The sequence below is a fragment of the Celeribacter sp. ULVN23_4 genome (assembly GCF_054788345.1).
On the sequence record NZ_JBTVYO010000001.1, the window covers coordinates 702,448 to 721,263 of the forward strand.

Genomic DNA, 18,816 nt, shown 5'->3' on the forward strand with positions numbered 1-18,816 from the left:
GAGACGAGGGCGCAATTTAGATATGTAATAACATAACGTCAAGACATGCTCTGACGGACAATCACCGACACATCAGAGCTCGCTTGACTTTCCGCCGCGCAATTCGCAAAGGAGGAGCATGTCGAAAGCTTCAAAACCCTCCCGTCAAAAAGTCTACACCCTTCTGGTCGAAGTCGGCCGCAAGGAGGGAGACGGCCTGCCGAAAGACGCCACGGGTGGCGCTCTGATGATCTATGCCTCGGGCGTGGATGAGGCCGAAGCGGTCCGGGAAACCGTCGCGATCCTGAAACAGGCGGATCTCGCGCCTTTGGACGTCACCGGCTACGGCACATTGGAGGAACGGCTTGCCGAAGGGCATGACATTTCAGACGACGAGAAAGAGCTCATGCAGCGCGCTCTGGAAGAGAATTCCGTGATCGTCGCCCAAATGACGCCGTTCTACGACGGTGACGACGGAACCCGCCACTAAGGGCCGTTTCCGCCGGATCAGGGTCTATTTGACCCCGAACCATTTGCGATAAATCTTCTCATAGGTGCCGTTTTCCCGCAGCTTCAAAAGGCTGTGGTTGATTTGGTCGGCATAGGGAGAATTCGTCGGCAAAGCGATGCCATAGTTTTCCGGCAGGAAGATCGGCCCGACCAGACGGGCTTTGCCTTTGCCCTCATGGGCCACGTAATAGGCCAGTATCGGCGCATCGAACACAACCGTTTCAATCTCATTCGCCTCGAATGCGGCAATCAACTCGGTCGGATTGGCGTAGTCGGTAAAGCGCAAATCGCGCCGCTCAAGGAAATCTGCAGCGGTCGAGGCCTCAACGGTACCAATGGATTTGCCGTAGAGATCGCCGATCCCCGACACGTTAGACTGGATCGCGTCCACAGTAAGCACGGCAGTGATCCGCGCCACGAAAATAGAGACCAGAAACAGAGACGAAATCACCAGAAAGACACCGAACAGGCGACCAAAGGGCGAGCGCGGCTGACGTTCCTCAAACCCGCCATTCACGACGAGATTGAGCGCCCACCAAAAGGCAGGGAACATCGCTTTGCGCGCGGGGAGATCGAAATATTCCTGATGGTGCTTTTCGAAATACCACATGAGCATCCCGCCACCGAACAGAAGCGCAAACGCTCCGGCAATGGCGATCATCATGTCTTTGGACAGGATCGCGGTCCAAATGGAGACGCTTCCCCCATCGGCCTGCGTCATGATCTGGAGTCCAGCCTCAAAGATCGGCTGGGTGAAATCCATCACCAATTCACGGTTCGCAGTGATCGAGATATTGGCGATGGCCGCATCCGCATCTCCGGTTTCGATCGCTCCGAGCATCTCCGGGAAGCTGTCCACACGGGACACGTCGTACTCCCAACCGAGATCGGCCGCCAGAGCCTCCCAAAGCTCCATGGAAAAGCCCGTCTGCGCGCCATCTTCTTCCATCGAAAACGGCACGCGGGTCACGGTCATAATCTTATGGCTTTCGGCCCAGGCCATCACCGGGCTGAGCAACAGGAACAGCGCCGCTACGATGCGAAAAGCATGTGTCATTTCATCCCCTCATCTGACGTCGCATATGGCACATGGGGCACTCAGCTTTCAATCACAGATCAAAGATAACACTCCGGCAAAAGGACAATTGCCTCAAGTCGCTGCACAGTTGCCGCAGTACGCCCGTCCCGAGGCGCAACTTTGTGACGTCTCTGCCGGCTCCACGCATTGCCCATTGTGAACGGGATCGGTAATCCTTCGAAAAAAGGAGACTAAGATGCCGCTCGATCCCGTTGACCTGACCGCTGCCCTGATCCGCTGCCCCAGCGTGACGCCCGAAGAGGCCGGTGCCCTGAGCCTGCTTCAGACCGTCTTGGAAGATGCGGGGTTCAGCTGTGTTCGGGTCGATCGCAACGGCACACCAAACCTCTTTGCCCGCTGGGGCGAAAAAGGCGCCACGCGCACTCTGGGCTTTAACGGTCACACCGATGTGGTCCCGGTCGGCGATGCCGCCGCATGGACTCACCCGCCGTTCGGCGCGGAAATCACAGACGGCACGCTTTGGGGGCGCGGCGCGACCGATATGAAATCCGGCGTCGCCGCTTTCGCAGCGGCAGCCTGCGATTATGCGACCCAAAACAAGGCCAAAGACAGTGCCATCATTCTCACCATCACCGGCGACGAGGAAGGCGATGCCACCGATGGCACGACCGCTTTGCTCGACTACATGGACGAGGCAGGCGAGAAAATGAGCGATTGTATCGTCGGCGAGCCGACCTGCCCCAACACTATGGGCGAGATGATGAAAATCGGACGTCGCGGCTCGATCACCGGCTATTTCACCGCTCGTGGCACGCAGGGGCATGTCGCCTATCCGCACCAGACCCTGAACCCGGTGCCCGCACTGGCGCGCCTGATGGCGGACCTTTCGGCCCATAGCCTCGATCAGGGCACCGAGCATTTCGACCCGAGCAATCTTGAAGTCACCACCTTCGATGTCGGCAACCCCGCAACCAATGTCGTTCCGGCGCAAGCGAAAGCAACCGTCAACATCCGCTTCAACGACGCCCATACCGGCGCGTCCTTAAGCAAGTGGATGGAGGCCAAAGCCGCAAAAATGGCCGAAGAGACCGGCGTGGAGATCGACGTCACGTTCCAGATTTCCGGCGAAAGCTTTCTCACCCCTCCGGGAGCGTTCGTAGACCTCGTCGCCAAATCTGTGAAAGAGGTGACCGGCCATGACCCGATCCTCTCGACGACGGGCGGCACATCGGACGCACGGTTCATCAAAAACCATTGCCCCGTGGTCGAATTTGGCCTCGTTGGAAAGACCTTGCACAAGGTCGATGAGAATGTCGAAGTCGCCCATATTGAAGATCTGAAAAACGTCTATTCCTGCCTGATTAGAGACTATTTCGCATGACAGTGACCATCGCCCCGACCGAGGATTTCAAAGCCTGTCTCGCCCTACGCCTTGAGGTGTTCGTCGAAGAGCAAAAGGTGCCGCTGGAAGAAGAGCTTGATGATCTCGACGAGGTCTCCACGCATTTTCTGGCGGTAGACGAGGCGGGTATTCCGGTTGGCACGGCTCGGGTCTATGAACAGGGCGAGATTGGCAAGATTGGCCGGGTTTGTGTCTCTAGATCCCAGCGCGGCACGGGTCTCGGAGCGCGATTGATCGAGACTTGTCTCGACGAGCTGCGCACCCGTCCGCATCTGACCAAGGCCAAACTCGGCGCGCAAAACCATGCCATCGGGTTTTACGAACGCTTCGGTTTCAAAGTCATCGGCGAAGAATACATGGACGGCGGCATCCCGCATCACGACATGGTTCTGGAGCTTTGAAACCGACCCTGATCGTCATGATCAAAGAACCACGTTTGGGACGGGTCAAAACCCGTCTTGGGCAGGATTTGGGTCTTGTTGAGGCGACGTGGTGGTATCGGCATCAGGTCTCGCGCACCTTGCGGGACCTCTCTGACCCGCGTTGGCAGATCGTGCTGGCCGTCACACCGGATCAGCCCTCGCGCATGACGCGCCCGCTTCCCGGCACGTTCCCTTGCATCCCGCAGGGCCCCGGCGATCTTGGGGCACGCATGGCGCGCGCACTGGCCAGCATTCCGGTCGGCCCTGCCTGTCTGATCGGGTCCGACATTCCCACCATTCGCAACCCCCATATTGCGGCTTCTTTTGCTGGATTAGGGTCGAATTCAGCCATGATCGGCCCTGCAACAGATGGCGGTTATTGGTTGATCGGGTTGCGGCATCCGGCACGTCAACCGCGCGGGTTCCTTCAACATGTTCGATGGTCCACCGAACACGCGCGCGCCGACACGCTCGCCTCCGCGCCATCGCTCAACTGGGGCACGGCGGCGACCCTGTCCGATATTGATACCGGCGCGGATCTCGAACGGCATCTTCGCAGCACATGAATTCCTGACGACAGCACGCTTTGCCAGTGGTGGGGCGATCCGGGCCGTGGTAGCCTTGATCCATGAGCAGCATTCCGACGAAGGCTGAAATCCTGCAGTGGATTTCGGACCACCCGACCCAGACCGCAAAGCGTGACATTGCCAAGGCTTTTGGCATCAAGGGCGCAGCGCGTATTGATCTCAAACGTGTGCTCAAGGAGCTTGAGGACGAAGGTCACCTGCGCAAACGGCGCAAGACCTATCGCGACCCGGAAAAGCTCCCGCCGGTCAGCGTACTCTCAGTCCTTGCCCCGGATCAGGACGGCGATCTTTTCGCCAAGCCGCTCGAATGGGCCGGCGAAGGGCCGGAGCCGCGCGTCTTGCTCTCGCTCAGAGAAAGCGATCCGGCGCTTGGCGAAGGCGAACGCATCCTTGCCAAGCTGCAAGAAGTGAAGGGCGAGGATCATCAGTATCTGGCGCGGCTCATTCGAAAAATAGGGTCTAATCCACGCAAAATCCTCGGCATCTATCGCAAAGATGCTGAAGGCGGCCGCGTGGTGCCGATCGATAAGGGCAATGAGAAAGACTACCTCGTGCGCTCCGGCAACGACTATGGCGCGCAGGATGGCGAGTTGGTCGAGGCGGAACAGGCCGGGCCGAAGAACCGCATGGGGCTACCGAACGCCCGGATCATCACCCGCTTGGGCGATCCCTCTGCGCCAAAGGCCGTCTCTCTGATCGCTATCCACCAACATGGTATCCCCGACGATTTCCCGGACGATGTGATTGCAGAGGCCGACAAGGCGAAACCTGCGGGCCTCAAAGACCGCGAAGACCTCCGTGATCTGCCTTTGGTCACCATCGACCCGGCAGATGCCCGCGATCACGATGACGCAGTTTGGGCCGAATTAGACCCTGATCCGAAGAACGAAGGCGGTTTCATTCTCTGGGTCGCGATTGCGGATGTGGCCTATTATGTGACGCCCGGCTCAGCGCTGGATCGCGAGGCTTGGAAACGCGGCAACTCGACCTATTTCCCGGATCGCGTGGTGCCGATGTTGCCGGACCGGCTGTCTGGTGATCTCTGCTCACTGCATGAAGACGTGCCGCGGGCCTGTCTCGCTGTGCGGATGGTCATCGACGCCGATGGCAAGAAACTGTCGCACCGCTTCCTGCGCGGGATGATGCGCTCTGCCGCGTCCCTGAACTACGCCGAAGTGCAAGCCGCACGCGATGGTCAGGTGAACGACAAATGCGGTCCGCTGATGGACAGCGTGATCACACCGCTCTACGGCGCGTATGAGGCTCTGACACGGGCACGCAAAGCCCGTCAGCCGCTGGATTTGGATCTTCCTGAGCGCAAAATCGTACTTGGCGACGACGGGCGGGTGACATCCGTGGCGCTCGCAGAACGCTATGATGCGCATAAGCTGATCGAAGAATTCATGGTGTTGGCCAACGTGGCCGCCGCCGAGGAGTTGTTCCATCGCAATCGGCCGCTTTTGTATCGCGTACACGAGGAACCGTCGGACGAAAAACTCGATGCTCTCAGGGAGGTCGCGCAGGCCTCAGGCTTCGTTCTGGCGAAGGGGCAGGTGATCCACACCTCGCACCTCAACAAGCTTTTGGCACAGGCCGAAGGCACGGATCACGACGAGCTGATCAACATCTCCACCCTGCGGTCGATGACGCAGGCCTATTACCATCCGGAGAACTACGGCCACTTCGGTCTGGCGCTGCGGTCCTACGCGCATTTCACCTCGCCGATCCGGCGCTATGCCGACCTGATCGTCCACCGCGGGCTGATTTCGGCACATGGTTGGGGCAAGGACGGGTTGTCTGATGAGGACATTGAAAGGCTCGAATCCACCGCAAAACATATCTCGGAGACCGAGCGTCGATCGATGACGGCGGAGCGTGACACGAATGACCGCTATCTCGCCGCCTATCTCAGCGAGCGGGTCGGCAATGAGATGACCGGGCATATTTCCGGCATCCAGAAATTCGGCGCTTTCATCAAACTCGACGAGACCGGCGCGGACGGGCTTGTGCCGGTGCGGAGCATGGGGGCGGAGTTCTTCCACTTCGACCCGCAGGAACAGACCCTGATGGGCGCGGATACCGGCATGGTGATCTCCATCGGCCAAAAGGTCGTCGTGCGCATTGCCGAGGCGGTGCCCGTGACCGGCGGGCTCGAACTTGAGCTTTTGTCGATTGACGGGGCCAGCCTGCCGCGTGGACCACGTCGGCATAAAGGGCGTACCGTCTCGCGCAAGTACAACAAAGGCAAAGCGAAAAAAGATAAGATCCGCAAAAAGGTGGAACGCCGCAGGCGGTGAGCCAACGCAGAAAGCGGAAACTTGCCGTGCCCGATTTGAGATGTTCAGGATCGGCTTGGATTCGGGTTAGGCTGATAAAAAAATACATGGAGCAGTCATCATGCGTTCGCTTGTAATCAGTGCCGTGAGTGTTGCCGTCGGCCTCGGCATCACCCCTTCTTTCGCACAAACAAAAGCGCCTCTGGCGCAGCACGTGCCGCAACTTCCGGGAGCAGAATTGGTGCAGACGGTGGCCTCTCAGGCAGGTTTCGAGACTTGGATCGAAAATTTCAAAACTCGCGCGCGGCGTGAGGGAATATCGGAAACGACCCTCAAGCAGGCCTTTCGCGGTGTGCGCTACAACGCGGATGTGATTGCAAAGGATCGCAAGCAATCCGAGTTCACAAAGCAGATTTGGGATTACCTCGACAGCGCCGCCTCTCCCACCCGCGTCTCGAACGGGCAAAAGGCGATGCGCCAGCACGCCAAGACGCTCGATGCGATCGAACGGCGGTTCGGGGTCGATAAATATGTGGTCGCCGCGATCTGGGGGCTTGAGAGCGCCTATGGCGAGCATCGCGGCGATATCAATGTGATCGAGGCGATGGCGACGCTGGCCTATGACGGGCGACGTGGGAAGTTTTTCGAAGCGCAGCTGATTGCCGCGCTGAAAATCATCCAGAAAGGCGACACCCACGCGCGCAATATGAAGGGCAGCTGGGCCGGTGCGATGGGCCACACGCAATTCATCCCGACCTCGTTCGAAGCCTTTGCAGTCGATGGTGACGGCGACGGAAAGCGTGACATCTGGTCGAATGATCCGACCGATGCGCTCGCCTCCACCGCTGCCTATCTGGCGCGGCATGGCTGGAACAAAGGGCAGCCTTGGGGCGTGGAAGTGCATCTTCCCCGTGGGTTCGACTATACATCCGCGCGCCGCGACAACATGCGTGCGCCTTCGGATTGGGCCGCTTTGGGCGTGATTGGGGTCGATGGCAAGCCCGTGCCGAACTATGGCCGTGCCTCGATCCTGCTTCCCGCCGGAGCGCAGGGGGCGGCCTTCATGATCTTCGACAATTTCGCCGTACTCGAACGCTACAACAAGGCGGACGCCTATGTGATTGGCGTCGGACATCTGTCGGACCGTCTCAAGGGCGGCCCGGAAATTCAGGCCTCATGGCCGCGCGGCTATGCGCCTTTGTCCTTCAAGGAAAAGGAACAGATGCAGCGCATTCTGAAGCGCAAAGGCTTTCTGGATGACAAGGTGGACGGCATTGTCGGCCCGAACACGATCAATGCGATCCGGGCCTATCAGGTCTCTGTCGGCGTCACGCCGGACGGTTACCCGTCGCAGGCGCTTATGAAACTTCTGCGCTGACGCTCAGGGTCGGGAAGCTAGGCGAGGTGGCTGGAGAATTCGGCCACCAAAGCCTCATAGATGTCGCGTTTGAACGGCACGATATCAGACACCAATCCAGCAGAATCCGTCCATTTCCATTGGCTGAATTCGGGATGATCCGTCTCGATCACTATGTCCTTTTCAGAGCCGTTGAACCGCAACAGGAACCAAAGCTGTTTCTGGCCGCGGTATTTTCCCTTCCACACCTTCCCGAGAAGATGATCCGGCAGATCATAGGTCAGCCAGTCCGCAGTATGGCCAAGAACCTCGACCTTCTCTGAGGTTACGCCAATCTCTTCCCAAAGCTCACGGATGGCCGCTTCCTGCGGTTCTTCCCCGTCATCAATCCCGCCTTGCGGCATTTGCCAAGCGCCGGGCGTGTCGATTCTCTCGCCGACGAAGATCTTGCCCTCCGCGTTGATCAACATGATGCCCGCACAGGGACGATACGGAAGGGTGGAGAAATCTTTGCTCATGGGAAGGTGCCTCAGATAGTAAGAGGGGCGCCAGAGCGCCCCTCGTATGATTACTCGTTGCCGATTTTCGACAGACCTTTGAGAAGGTCGATCGCGTAAGCCAGCTGGAAGTCTTCGTCGCGCAGTTTCGCGGCCTCTTCGGCGGCGGCCCGCTCTTCCTCGATCTTGGCGCGTTCGTCCTCGGTCAGGCTGTCATTGTCCAAAGCCCCACGCAGATCGGCCTCGGAACGGAACTGCGGCGTATCCTCGGTCTCTTCCGCCTCCGGTTGGCGTGGCGGCTGGTCGACAACGATATCCGGCGAAATGCCAAGCGCCTGAATGGAGCGGCCCGACGGCGTGTAATAGCGCGCAGTGGTCAGACGCATTGCCCCATCGGAGCGCAGCGGCATGACGGTTTGCACGGAGCCTTTGCCGAAGGACTTGGTCCCGACGACAACCGCGCGGTGGTGATCCTGAAGCGCACCGGAGACAATTTCGGACGCGGAGGCAGAGCCACCGTTGATCAGCACAACGATCGGTTTGCCTTCAGCCAAATCACCGTCAGTCGCGTTGACGCGGGTGCTGTCTTCCGGGTTGCGGCCACGGGTGGAGACGATCTCGCCCTCATTGAGGAAAGCATCAGACACCTTGATCGCCTGATCGAGCAGACCGCCGGGGTTGTTGCGCAGATCGACAACGATCCCATCAACATTGTCGATGCCGCCAAGTTCTTCGATCCCGTCTTTGAGACCTTGCTCAAGGTTCGGATAGGTCTGATCGTTGAAGGTCGTCACGCGCAGCACGATGGAGTTGCCTTCGACACGGGAGCGCACGGCGGTGAGTTTGATCGTGTCGCGGATGATCGACACGTCGAACGGATCGTCCACGCCTTCGCGCACCACGGTGACCACGATTTCGGAGCCGACCGGGCCACGCATCAGATCCACAGCTTCATCAAGCGTCATGCCCATGATGCTTTTGCCATCGACGGCGGTGATATAATCCCCGGCTTCGATCCCGGCGATATCCGCGGGCGTGCCATCCATAGGCGCGACGACTTTGATGAAGCCTTCTTCTTGCGTGACCTCGATGCCAAGCCCCCCGAAGGAGCCGGACGTCTGCACGCGCATGTCGGCGGCGTCTTTCGGCGAGAGATAAGAGGAGTGCGGATCCAGAGACGACAGCATGCCGTCGATCGCGGCCTCGATCAGGTCTTCGGGATCGACTTCCTCGACATATTGCGCACGGATGCGTTCGAACACGTCGCCGAACAGATCGAGCTGTTCATAGACATTCGTCGTCTTTTCTGCCTCCTGAGCCAAAAGCGGTCCGGCGAATTGCGTCGAGATCAGCGTGCCTGCAAGGATGCCAGCAACACCGGCCATCATGTATTTTTTCATCTCTTTCCTCTCTCCGACCCGCAAGACGCGCGGCCCTTGATCGTCTCAAAGCGGGGCGCCAACGAACCAATGTTCGGGGTTCACAGGCTGCCCCCCCTCTCTCACTTCTATATAAAGCGTCTCCGAGAGACCCGCGCCAGTGCCTTGCGTGGCATTTTCGACAAAGGCGTCAAGATCGGGAGCAGCACCGCCCATCAGGCCCACGGCCGTTCCGGCGGGCAAAACCGCGCCAACGTCTCCATAGACCTCATCGAGTCCCGCCAAAACGAGCAATACGTCATTTGCGGGCTCAAGAATGATCACGTTTCCGTAGTCGAGGAACGGCCCCTTGTATCGCACGGTTGCGGGCCAAGGCGTCGTGACCAGAGACAGGGCACGCGTAGCCCAAAGCCAGCCGGGTCGTTTCACCCCGGCGGCATCAGCCTCATTATAGTTTCGCAGCAGCTTGCCCGGCACCGGCATCGGCCAATTGCCCCGGCGGCTGTCCGGGTCCGTGATCGGCGGTACTCCGTCCACCACATCCATGATCGCAAGCCCCGAGGCAAAGGATTCGAGTGTCTCGGAACTGTCGATCAGAGCCTGCATGCGTTCAGGATCGGCGGTAAAGCGACGCGGCAGGTCGGTGCGATCCGACATCGCCTGCGACAGGTCCGTCCGCGCTTTCTGGACGTCTTGGAGCCCTTGCGACAGGCTCGCCATCGACTCGGTTTGCAGCTCGCGCAGAATTTTCACCTCTTCGAGGCGCACGCGCATCTCTTCAACCTCGGCCTGCATGGACGGGGTCACGGCGGACACCAACATGCCAGCCCGCGCCTGTCCGAGAGGGCCGTTGGGATGCACCAAGGCCTCGGGCGAGGCGTCCGGCTTCATGCCGATCAACACGCCCAGAACCTGAGCGAACCGTCCGCTCTCATCGGAAAATTCGCGCGACAGTTCCGCCTCGCGCAGCGACAACTGACGAAGCCCGGCACGCATGGCGTCCAGACCATCCTCATAGGCCTGCACGACACCGGTCAGGGCCTTCACCCGATCCGTCGATGATTCGGCCGCCTCCAACCCGCGATGCGCCGCGTCGAATTGCGCCAACGCATCCTCAGCGAGGGCGGCAGGACTGTCCTCCTGCGCCAGCGCCGGGCCGGAAAGGCTCAAACAGAGCGCAGCTACGCCGATCAGTCTCATTTGACGATAAGGCTCACACCGGTCATTTCTTTGGGCTGCGGCAGTTGCATCAGCTCAAGAATGGTCGGAGCCACATCCGCGAGCCGCCCGCCGTCGCGCAGTTTGACACCTTCGGGACCGCCGAACAGGATGACCGGAACGGGGTTCGTGGTGTGCGCCGTGTGTGGGCCACCCGTGACGGGATCGACCATGGTTTCACAGTTGCCGTGGTCGGCGATCACCAACATCGCACCGCCGACTTTCTCAAGCTCGGCGATCACCTTGCCCAGACCGTCGTCCACCGCTTCACAAGCGGCCATCGCGGCTTCGAGAATGCCGGTGTGACCCACCATGTCCGGGTTCGCGAAGTTCGTGACGATCAGGTCATAGCCCTCATCAATCGCCCAGACGAATTTCTCTGCGACTTCCGGCTCGCTCATCTCCGGCTGGAGATCATAGGTCGCGACCTTTGGCGATTTCGGCATGAAGCGATCTTCGCCCTCTTCCGGCACTTCCTTGCCGCCGTTGAGGAAGAAGGTCACATGCGGATATTTCTCGGTCTCGGCCAGACGGAACTGTTTCAGCCCGTGTTTGGCAACCCATTCACCCAGCGTGTTCTTGATGTCGCGCGGCGGATAGGCGGTTTGCATATAGGCGTTGTGGCCGGTGGAATATTCCACCATGCCCAAAAGTTCGGAATATGTCGGGCGCGGGCCCGTGTCGAAATCCTCGAACTCCGGCTCACCAATGGCGCGCAGAATTTCGCGGGCACGGTCGGCGCGGAAGTTGTTGCAGAAGAACCCGTCGCCATCGACGATCCCGTCATAATCGCCAATCACCGTGGCTTTGACGAACTCATCCGTATCGCCGCGCTCATAGGAATTGGTCACCGCCTCAAGCGCCGTCGCTGCACGCTCGATACCGACCCCTTTGACAATGGCGTCATAGGCCTGCGACACGCGTTCCCAACGGTTGTCGCGATCCATCGCGTAATAGCGCCCGATCACGGTGCCGATGGTGGCAAACTCGGGAAGGCGCTTTTCGAAATCAGCGATGAAATCCGCTGCGGATTTCGGAGCCACGTCCCGCCCGTCGGTGATCGCGTGGATCACCACCGGCACACCAAGATCAGTGATCGCGCGGGTGGCGGCCAGAGTGTGCTCAATATGGCCGTGCACACCGCCGTCGGAGATCACGCCCATCAGATGCGCCGTGCCGCCCGCCTCTTTGACGTTATTGGCGAAGCGAATGATTGCTTCGTTCTTGAAGAAAGACCCATCCTCAATGGCCAGATCGATCTGACCCAGGTCCATCGCAACGACGCGGCCAGCGCCGATATTGGTGTGGCCCACTTCGGAGTTGCCCATCTGACCGGTCGGCAGGCCCACATCGGGCCCGAAGGTGATCAGAGTGTTGTTGGGGCATTCCGCCATAAGCCGATCAAAATTCGGCGTATTTGCCTGCACCGGCGCGTTCGCTTCCGGCGTCGGGCCGATGCCCCAACCATCGAGAATGCAGAGAACAACAGGTTTCGGCGCGGCCATGGCGGGCTCCTTTCAATGCAGAGCGAAAATTCACCCTCTATCTAACGCGCCACCTCGCGCGTTTGAACCGCTTTGCTTGCCCTCAAGGCAAAAAATAGGCGGTCACACCCGATGATAGGGCGCGCCGGCCAAAATGGAGGCAGCGCGATAGAGCTGTTCGGTGAGCATGGCGCGGGCCAGCATATGCGGCCAGACCATCTTTCCTAAGGAAATCGAGAAATCCGCCTGCGCCCGCAAGCTTGGATCAATTCCGTCCGCACCGCCAATCACGAAGGCCACGTCTGAGCGACCGGAATCACGCCAGCCTGCGAGTTTGTCGGCAAATTCCGGAGAGGTCAGAAGTTTCCCGCGCTCATCCAGCGTGACTATGACCGCGCCCTTCGGCAGGGCGCGTTCAAGAAGGGCCGCTTCAGCAGACATGCCGCCGCCCTTCTTGTCCTCAACCTCAGAGATCGTCAGAGGGCCGAGCCCCAGAGCGCGCCCGGTGCGGTCGAACCGGGTGGTATAATCATCGATCAGAGCGGCTTCGGGCCCTTTGCGCAAGCGCCCGACCGCACAGATTTGTACCTTCATAAGCGTCTCAGCTTGCTGGTCAGCTTGCGGTGGATTTTTCCGCCAGTGCGGCCTTCGCCTCTTCCGGCGACATCCACATTTTTTCGAGCTGATAGAACTCGCGCACTTCCGGACGGAAGATGTGGACGATCACGTCACCCGCATCGATCAGAACCCAGTCGCCTTGTTCCTTGCCCTCGACGCGGGAGAAAATGCCGTGCTGCTGCTTGAGCGTATCGGACAGTTTCTCAGCCAGAGCGCTGACCTGACGGGTCGAGCGGCCCGAGCAGATCACCATGTAATCCGCGACCTCCGACTTGCCATGCAGGTCGATGGACACGATGTCTTCGGCTTTATCCTGATCAAGGAAATTGGTTACGAAATCGAGCAGTTGCTCGCCTCCGATTTGTTCCGGCATCGCTCCAGTCATGGGCGTCTCCGGCTGTGCGGCACCGTCTGCCGCGCTTTGTACGTGAGACAGGACATAGTCCTCCTGAGGTTAAACGCCGTTCTGCCCCGGCGCCGGGCACGGATCAAATGTAACATCGACATGTGGAAATCTCAATGTTTTGGACCGGAAAGTTCAACCGAGTGCCTTTGTGGCCAGAGTGGACCCGTCCAGCACCCGCACTTCGCGCTGCGGGAAGGGGATGGAAATATCGTTTTCTTTGAACGCGTCCCAAAGCGCGAGATAGACATTTCCCCGCACATTGGTGAGCCCGCCCGTCGGATCGGTGATCCAGAATCGCAGGATGTAATCCACCGAAGAATCACCGAATCCGACGATATGACAGACCGGCGGCTTGCTCGTGAGCACCCGGTCCACCGTCTGCGCCGCCGCAATGGCGACCTTGCGCACGAGATGCGGATCATCGCCGTAAGCGGTTCCGAAATAGATATCGAGCCGGACGAAATCATTGGTGTGGGACCAGTTCACCACCTGACCGGTGATCAGGTCTTCGTTCGGGATCAGGTATTCCTTGCCGTCCCGCGTGGTGATGGAGGCATAGCGCGCCCCCAGCGTGTTGATCCAACCGAACGTGTCGCCAAGTGAGATCACATCGCCGGGTTTGATCGACTTGTCCAACAGGATGATCACCCCGGAGACGAGGTTCGAGACGACCTTTTGCAAGCCAAAGCCCAAACCGACACCAATCGCGCCCGAAAGCACCGCAAGCCCGGTGAGATCAAAGCCCACGGCTTTCAGCCCGATGAAGAAGGCAGCGCCATAGAGGACGAGTTGAACCACCTTGATGATCAGCTCCCGCATCGACGGCGAAATATCCTCGTTCCGCCGGATTTGGGTCGATGTTTGACCTGAAATGAGTCGCGCGAAGGTGAAGAGGAGCCCTGTGACCACCAGCGCCTTGAGCACAGTCAGAGCAGAGAGACGGAAGCTGCCGAAAGTGATTGCGATCTCGTCAAGGAAGTCCGCCGCGCCGTCAATGCCGCCGAAGAAATACAACGTCACATAGGCCCAAAGCCCCCAGCGCGACAATCGCCGAACCGCGCGGTTGCGGATCAATTGGACAACAAGCTCAACCGCCACCCATGCGGTGACGATCTTGGCGAGAATCGCGATCAAATAGGAGCGCGACGGCCACGTGATCTCATGCATCACAAGAAAAGTGCCCCAAAGCAAAAGCGCCCAGACGATCAGGGTCAGGCGCTTTTCAATCGCCAGAAGCCAGCGCAATTGCCATTTCGGGCGACCTTCGAGACCGCGCATCCAATCGCGCATCCGGGACCGCAAGGCGCGTCCGACCACGACCGCGAGAACCAATGCAACAAGCGAAATCCCGATCTGATACAGGTTCCAGCGCCGCAGAAGTCCTTGAAGAAAGGACAGCACATCGCCGCCTGTCTCTCCCAGCAGGTTCGAAATCTGTGTCGGATCCACGCGCGCCCTCCCTTTTTTCAAAGCTTGGCACGAGCTCATGTGATCGGGCAAGCGCAACTCTCTTGCGAGACTCGCCGACAGGTTATATGTGGTGCCCTATGAAGCGAATGTTTGAGATCACAGACCGGGCCTGGTTGCCCTGGCGGTTCTTCGGAGCGATGAACTCCGTCCTAGCCCGACTTTGAAGCGGGCCTTTTGGCGTGTCTGACACGCCCCTGACATCTATTCATATTCCAAGAACATCCACGGGAGAGCGAAATGACCGCCCCGAAGACACTCTATGATAAAATCTGGGACGCCCATGTGGCCCATGAGCAAGAGGATGGCACCTGCCTGCTCTATATCGACCGCCACCTCGTCCACGAAGTGACGTCCCCGCAGGCCTTTGAAGGTCTGCGCATGGCGGGTCGCAAAGTGCGCGCGCCGGAAAAAACCATTGCCGTGCCGGATCACAACGTGCCGACCACTCTGGACCGCGTGTCCGGTGTGATCGCCAACGAAGAGAGCCGCATTCAGGTCGAGGCCCTCGACAAGAACGCGAAGGATTTCGGCGTAAACTACTACCCGGTCTCTGACATTCGTCAGGGCATCGTCCACATCGTCGGTCCGGAACAGGGCTGGACGCTGCCGGGCATGACCGTTGTCTGTGGCGATAGCCACACCGCGACTCACGGCGCATTCGGTGCGCTGGCCCACGGCATCGGCACCTCCGAGGTGGAGCACGTTCTGGCGACGCAAACGCTGATCCAGAAGAAGTCCAAGAACATGAAGGTGGAGATCACCGGCAAGCTGCGTCCCGGCGTGACCGCCAAGGACATCACCCTTGCCGTCATCGGCGCAACCGGCACCGCCGGCGGCACCGGCTACGTGATTGAGTATTGCGGTGAAGCGATCCGTGATCTGTCGATGGAAGGTCGTATGACCGTCTGTAACATGGCGATCGAAGGCGGCGCGCGCGCCGGTCTCATCGCGCCGGACGAAACCACCTTTGAATATGTCAAAGGCCGCCCGCATGCCCCGAAAGGCGCGCAGTTCGAGGCCGCTCTGACGTGGTGGAAGACGCTTTACACCGACGAAGGCGCGCATTTCGACAAGGTCGTGACGCTGAAAGGCGAAGAGATCGAGCCGGTTGTGACCTGGGGCACCTCGCCCGAGGACGTCCTGCCGATTTCCGCTGTTGTGCCCGCACCCGAGTCGTTCAAAGGCGGCAAGGTGGACGCGGCGAAACGTGCCATCGAATACATGGGGCTCGAAGTGGGTCAGAAACTGACCGACATCCAGATCGACACCGTGTTCATCGGCTCCTGCACCAACGGCCGGATCGAGGATCTGCGCGCTGCGGCTGCAATCCTCAAAGGCAAGAAGATCAAGGACGGCATGCGGGCCATGGTCGTTCCCGGCTCCGGCCTCGTTCGTGCTCAGGCTGAAGAAGAAGGTCTCGCTGACATCTTCAAAGAGGCCGGGTTTGAATGGCGTCTGGCCGGGTGCTCCATGTGCCTCGCGATGAACCCCGACCAGCTGGCCGAGGGTGAGCGCTGCGCCTCCACCTCGAACCGCAATTTCGAAGGCCGTCAGGGCTACAAGGGCCGCACGCACCTCGTGTCCCCCGCCATGGCCGCCGCCGCCGCCGTCACCGGACACCTGACCGATGTACGTGAGCTGATGAACGAAACCGAGACCGCTTAAGGAGCCGCACAGATGGAAAAGTTCGAAAAACTGACCGGCATCGCGGCCCCCATGCCGCTGGTGAACATCGACACGGATATGATCATCCCGAAAGTGTTCCTGAAAACTATCAAGCGCTCCGGCCTTGGCGTGAACCTCTTCGACGAGATGCGCTATGATCGTCAGGGCAACGAGATCGAGGATTTCGTTCTGAACAAACCGCAATATCGCGACACGCAGATTCTCGTGGCGGGCGACAACTTCGGTTGTGGCTCCTCCCGCGAACACGCACCGTGGGCGATTGCGGATTTCGGCATCAAATGCGTGATCTCCACGTCTTTCGCCGACATTTTCTACAACAACTGCTTCAAAAACGGCATCCTGCCGATCGTGATGCCACAAGACGTTGTGGACGTGTTGATGAAGGACGCCGAGAAAGGCTCGAACGCCCGTATGACCGTCGATCTCGAAGCTCAAACCGTCACGACCTCCGACGGCGAAAGCTTCCCGTTCGAAGTGGACGCGTTCAAGAAGCACTGCCTGCTCGAAGGTCTCGACGACATCGGCCTGACGATGGCGCATGTCAAAGACATCGACACCTATGAGGCCAAAATGGCCCAGGAACGTCCTTGGGTCTAAGCCTCCCTGAGGCCTAAGAGTTCCGGTCACGGAAATCGTGAAGCGGCAGCCTTCGGGTTGCCGTTTTATTTTGTGCGCCAACACTTATATCTGTTTGATAGCACTCAACACATGGAGGGTGTCATGACGAATTGGAAAATCTGGGTCGGGATCGGCGTTCTAAGCTTTCTCTTTGGCCTTCTGGCGCTTGGAAACGCGGTGGCCGCCTCGCTCGCGATCACCATTATGCTCGGTACGCTCTTTGCAATTGCAGGGGCAGCGCAGCTTTGGGCCGGTTTCTCAGGCGTGGCACATGACAATCGTGGCTTCTCCATACTCTGGGGGCTTCTAAGCTTGATGATCGGCGTCAGCTTCATCGCCAACCCGGCAGAAGGCACCGTGTCTTTGACCATCATCGTGACGGCCTTCCTGTTCGCGTCAGGTCTGATCCGGTTGCTGATGGCGTGGCGTATGCGTGAAAGCCGCCTGTTCTGGACGCTTCTGCTGTCCGGTGCCGTGACCGTGTTCCTTGCGGTCTACATCATGGCAGATTTCGCGACGATCTCACTGTCGCTACTTGGCATTTTGCTTGGGATTGAATTGCTGGTTGACGGTGCCGGGCTGATTGGCTTCGGCCTGTTTCTGCGCGCGCACCGTTGAAGAACGGCGGCCCCGAATGGTCCTCGGAGCCGCCGTTTCATAATCATCGCACCATATTCAGCCTCTGAAATCGACAATCGACCCGCTCATTGGGACAAGAGAATGTCATTCAAGGCGGTTCAAGGTTTTGGCTCCAAGTCAGAGCCCCCTAAAATCAAACCATATCTTGCGATCCGATCATCTCGCACACACAAGTGCGAATGAGAATGATGCAAAATCGCACCGCTTTAACCACGAAACCGCCCCATTTCCCCGGTTAACCTTAACCATCCCTTGCTGGCAGATATGAAAGAAGGCAAAATTTGGGCAAGAATGAGGCAATCCGTCATATTTGGCGGGATCAAAATGGAAAAAGGGGGCGGCATCGCATCGCTCTCAGCCAGTTTGAGGGGAAATGGGCAGTGGTTAATCGTGTCTTGGGAGCGTTTTTGCGCGCCGTGTTGGTTGTCATCCTGATCGCCACGCCTTCCATTCTTTTGCCAAACGTCTCCGCAGATTCTGCACAGGTCGTCGCTCTGGTCGCCTTTTTCGGCGCCGCCCTGACCTTCTTCGAATATGTCTCTGCCTACCCCGGACTGGTCGAGTTCCGTGACGCCCCCCCCTTCAACCGCGTGCGTTTCGGTTCCTTGTTCATCACGGTCATTCTCCTGAGCCTGATCGTGCGTGGCGTCACCGCACCCACCGACGTCACAAATTTCGTAACAGCCATCGGAGCCCTGATAGGTTACGTACTCGACTTCCCGTACTCGCCTGTGCGCCTGATGATCTTGGCCATGCCCGAAGCAAGCTCCCTCAGAGAAGTTGAACTGGTGCGCGAAGCGACCGGCATGAGCTATCTGATTTCGCTCGTCGCGCTTTCGGTTTTCATGATCGTCCTGCGCATCGGCCATTGGCCGTCGAAATCCGGTTCTTTCAACGTCTGGATCAACCTGCCGACGTTTGACCCGACCGCCGGCGGCGATGTGGTCGAACGGTTGAAACGCGATGCGCGCGTCAATACGATCATCGGCTTTTCCTTGCCGTTCATCATTCCCGCCGTGCTAAGCTCCGCTTCGAACCTGTTTGGTGATCTGAGCGTCACCAATGACCAATCGATGATCTGGGCCGTTGCTGCATGGGCTTTCCTGCCGTCTTCACTCTTCATGCGTGGCATCGCCATGGGCCGGGTCGCCTCGATGATCGAGGAAAAGCGCCGCCAGACCTACGCGCAGGCCGCGCTCGACCACGCAGCGGTGTAATCTCCGCACTCC

The 18,816-nt window shown here is 59.1% G+C and carries 18 protein-coding genes; 10 read left to right on the top strand and 8 right to left on the bottom strand.

What is annotated here, in order from left to right; all coding sequences use genetic code 11:
- Positions 1 to 118 precede the first annotated feature (118 nt).
- Positions 119 to 469, top strand: coding sequence for a hypothetical protein (locus ACYBHZ_RS03500; RefSeq protein ID WP_460272801.1), 351 nt, complete (start codon positions 119 to 121; stop codon positions 467 to 469).
- A 24-nt stretch (positions 470 to 493) separates the two neighbouring features.
- Here the strand turns inward: ACYBHZ_RS03500 and ACYBHZ_RS03505 are convergent, their stop codons facing one another.
- On the bottom strand, positions 494 to 1,546 hold the full coding sequence (locus tag ACYBHZ_RS03505) for a transporter substrate-binding domain-containing protein (protein ID WP_460272802.1): 1,053 nt from the start codon (positions 1,544 to 1,546) through the stop codon (positions 494 to 496).
- 217 nt (positions 1,547 to 1,763) lie between these two features.
- Between ACYBHZ_RS03505 and dapE the strand changes: the two genes are divergently transcribed.
- From dapE to ACYBHZ_RS03530, 5 genes are all read left to right on the top strand, one after another.
- The gene (dapE, locus tag ACYBHZ_RS03510) at positions 1,764 to 2,909 is read left to right on the top strand and encodes a succinyl-diaminopimelate desuccinylase (protein ID WP_460272803.1); all 1,146 of its coding nucleotides are present in this window, start codon (positions 1,764 to 1,766) and stop codon (positions 2,907 to 2,909) included.
- A complete protein-coding gene (locus tag ACYBHZ_RS03515) occupies positions 2,906 to 3,331 on the top strand; it encodes a GNAT family N-acetyltransferase (protein WP_460272804.1) in 426 nt (141 codons plus the stop codon). The genes dapE and ACYBHZ_RS03515 overlap by 4 nt, the downstream gene beginning before the upstream one ends.
- A complete protein-coding gene (locus ACYBHZ_RS03520) occupies positions 3,328 to 3,918 on the top strand; it encodes a TIGR04282 family arsenosugar biosynthesis glycosyltransferase (RefSeq protein ID WP_460272805.1) in 591 nt (196 codons plus the stop codon). The genes ACYBHZ_RS03515 and ACYBHZ_RS03520 overlap by 4 nt, the downstream gene beginning before the upstream one ends.
- Positions 3,919 to 3,980: 62 nt before the next feature.
- Positions 3,981 to 6,236: a ribonuclease R gene (gene rnr, locus ACYBHZ_RS03525; protein ID WP_460272806.1), complete on the top strand. Its 2,256-nt coding sequence runs from the start codon at positions 3,981 to 3,983 to the stop codon at positions 6,234 to 6,236.
- A gap of 100 nt (positions 6,237 to 6,336) precedes the next feature.
- Positions 6,337 to 7,593: a lytic murein transglycosylase gene (locus ACYBHZ_RS03530; protein ID WP_460272807.1), complete on the top strand. Its 1,257-nt coding sequence runs from the start codon at positions 6,337 to 6,339 to the stop codon at positions 7,591 to 7,593.
- Between the two features lie 17 nt (positions 7,594 to 7,610).
- Here ACYBHZ_RS03530 and ACYBHZ_RS03535 read toward each other — a convergent pair whose 3' ends face one another.
- The 7 genes from ACYBHZ_RS03535 to ACYBHZ_RS03565 all read right to left on the bottom strand — a co-directional run bounded on the left by ACYBHZ_RS03535 (position 7,611) and on the right by ACYBHZ_RS03565 (position 14,662).
- On the bottom strand, positions 7,611 to 8,090 hold the full coding sequence (locus ACYBHZ_RS03535) for an RNA pyrophosphohydrolase (protein WP_460272809.1): 480 nt from the start codon (positions 8,088 to 8,090) through the stop codon (positions 7,611 to 7,613).
- Positions 8,091 to 8,140: 50 nt separating this feature from the next.
- Positions 8,141 to 9,469: a S41 family peptidase gene (locus tag ACYBHZ_RS03540; protein ID WP_460272810.1), complete on the bottom strand. Its 1,329-nt coding sequence runs from the start codon at positions 9,467 to 9,469 to the stop codon at positions 8,141 to 8,143.
- Between the two features lie 45 nt (positions 9,470 to 9,514).
- Positions 9,515 to 10,648: a murein hydrolase activator EnvC family protein gene (locus ACYBHZ_RS03545; protein ID WP_460272811.1), complete on the bottom strand. Its 1,134-nt coding sequence runs from the start codon at positions 10,646 to 10,648 to the stop codon at positions 9,515 to 9,517.
- Positions 10,645 to 12,171, bottom strand: a complete 1,527-nt coding sequence (gpmI, locus tag ACYBHZ_RS03550; RefSeq protein WP_460272812.1) for a 2,3-bisphosphoglycerate-independent phosphoglycerate mutase — start codon at positions 12,169 to 12,171, stop codon at positions 10,645 to 10,647. The genes ACYBHZ_RS03545 and gpmI overlap by 4 nt, the downstream gene beginning before the upstream one ends.
- A 102-nt stretch (positions 12,172 to 12,273) precedes the next feature.
- Positions 12,274 to 12,744, bottom strand: coding sequence for a 23S rRNA (pseudouridine(1915)-N(3))-methyltransferase RlmH (gene rlmH, locus ACYBHZ_RS03555; RefSeq protein WP_460272814.1), 471 nt, complete (start codon positions 12,742 to 12,744; stop codon positions 12,274 to 12,276).
- 19 nt (positions 12,745 to 12,763) lie between these two features.
- Positions 12,764 to 13,153, bottom strand: a complete 390-nt coding sequence (gene rsfS / locus ACYBHZ_RS03560; protein WP_460272815.1) for a ribosome silencing factor — start codon at positions 13,151 to 13,153, stop codon at positions 12,764 to 12,766.
- A 153-nt stretch (positions 13,154 to 13,306) separates the two neighbouring features.
- Complete coding sequence (locus ACYBHZ_RS03565) at positions 13,307 to 14,662, bottom strand: mechanosensitive ion channel family protein (protein WP_460273179.1); 1,356 nt, start codon at positions 14,660 to 14,662, stop codon at positions 13,307 to 13,309.
- Positions 14,663 to 14,881: 219 nt separating this feature from the next.
- On the opposite strand from ACYBHZ_RS03565, the gene leuC reads away from it, so the two are divergent.
- The 4 genes from leuC to ACYBHZ_RS03585 all read left to right on the top strand — a co-directional run bounded on the left by leuC (position 14,882) and on the right by ACYBHZ_RS03585 (position 18,804).
- Entirely contained in the window at positions 14,882 to 16,309 is a 1,428-nt protein-coding gene (leuC, locus tag ACYBHZ_RS03570) for a 3-isopropylmalate dehydratase large subunit (protein ID WP_460272816.1), read from the top strand.
- Between the two features lie 12 nt (positions 16,310 to 16,321).
- Positions 16,322 to 16,927, top strand: coding sequence for a 3-isopropylmalate dehydratase small subunit (leuD, locus tag ACYBHZ_RS03575; protein ID WP_460272817.1), 606 nt, complete (start codon positions 16,322 to 16,324; stop codon positions 16,925 to 16,927).
- A gap of 123 nt (positions 16,928 to 17,050) precedes the next feature.
- Positions 17,051 to 17,566 (top strand): HdeD family acid-resistance protein, encoded by a 516-nt coding sequence (locus tag ACYBHZ_RS03580; RefSeq protein WP_460272818.1) that lies wholly within the window; start codon positions 17,051 to 17,053, stop codon positions 17,564 to 17,566.
- 437 nt (positions 17,567 to 18,003) lie between these two features.
- The gene (locus ACYBHZ_RS03585; protein WP_460272819.1) at positions 18,004 to 18,804 is read left to right on the top strand and encodes a hypothetical protein; all 801 of its coding nucleotides are present in this window, start codon (positions 18,004 to 18,006) and stop codon (positions 18,802 to 18,804) included.
- Positions 18,805 to 18,816: the final 12 nt, after the last annotated feature.

Coding starts and splice junctions, on each gene's coding strand:
- ACYBHZ_RS03500 (WP_460272801.1), top strand. CDS start 119: ATGTCGAAAGCTTCAAAACCCTCCCGTCAAAAAGTCTACACCCTTCTG.
- ACYBHZ_RS03505 (WP_460272802.1), bottom strand. CDS start 1,546: ATGACACATGCTTTTCGCATCGTAGCGGCGCTGTTCCTGTTGCTCAGC.
- dapE (WP_460272803.1), top strand. CDS start 1,764: ATGCCGCTCGATCCCGTTGACCTGACCGCTGCCCTGATCCGCTGCCCC.
- ACYBHZ_RS03515 (WP_460272804.1), top strand. CDS start 2,906: ATGACAGTGACCATCGCCCCGACCGAGGATTTCAAAGCCTGTCTCGCC.
- rnr (WP_460272806.1), top strand. CDS start 3,981: ATGAGCAGCATTCCGACGAAGGCTGAAATCCTGCAGTGGATTTCGGAC.
- ACYBHZ_RS03530 (WP_460272807.1), top strand. CDS start 6,337: ATGCGTTCGCTTGTAATCAGTGCCGTGAGTGTTGCCGTCGGCCTCGGC.
- ACYBHZ_RS03535 (WP_460272809.1), bottom strand. CDS start 8,090: ATGAGCAAAGATTTCTCCACCCTTCCGTATCGTCCCTGTGCGGGCATC.
- ACYBHZ_RS03540 (WP_460272810.1), bottom strand. CDS start 9,469: ATGAAAAAATACATGATGGCCGGTGTTGCTGGCATCCTTGCAGGCACG.
- ACYBHZ_RS03545 (WP_460272811.1), bottom strand. CDS start 10,648: ATGAGACTGATCGGCGTAGCTGCGCTCTGTTTGAGCCTTTCCGGCCCG.
- gpmI (WP_460272812.1), bottom strand. CDS start 12,171: ATGGCCGCGCCGAAACCTGTTGTTCTCTGCATTCTCGATGGTTGGGGC.
- rlmH (WP_460272814.1), bottom strand. CDS start 12,744: ATGAAGGTACAAATCTGTGCGGTCGGGCGCTTGCGCAAAGGGCCCGAA.
- rsfS (WP_460272815.1), bottom strand. CDS start 13,153: ATGACTGGAGCGATGCCGGAACAAATCGGAGGCGAGCAACTGCTCGAT.
- ACYBHZ_RS03565 (WP_460273179.1), bottom strand. CDS start 14,662: ATGAGCTCGTGCCAAGCTTTGAAAAAAGGGAGGGCGCGCGTGGATCCG.
- leuC (WP_460272816.1), top strand. CDS start 14,882: ATGACCGCCCCGAAGACACTCTATGATAAAATCTGGGACGCCCATGTG.
- leuD (WP_460272817.1), top strand. CDS start 16,322: ATGGAAAAGTTCGAAAAACTGACCGGCATCGCGGCCCCCATGCCGCTG.
- ACYBHZ_RS03580 (WP_460272818.1), top strand. CDS start 17,051: ATGACGAATTGGAAAATCTGGGTCGGGATCGGCGTTCTAAGCTTTCTC.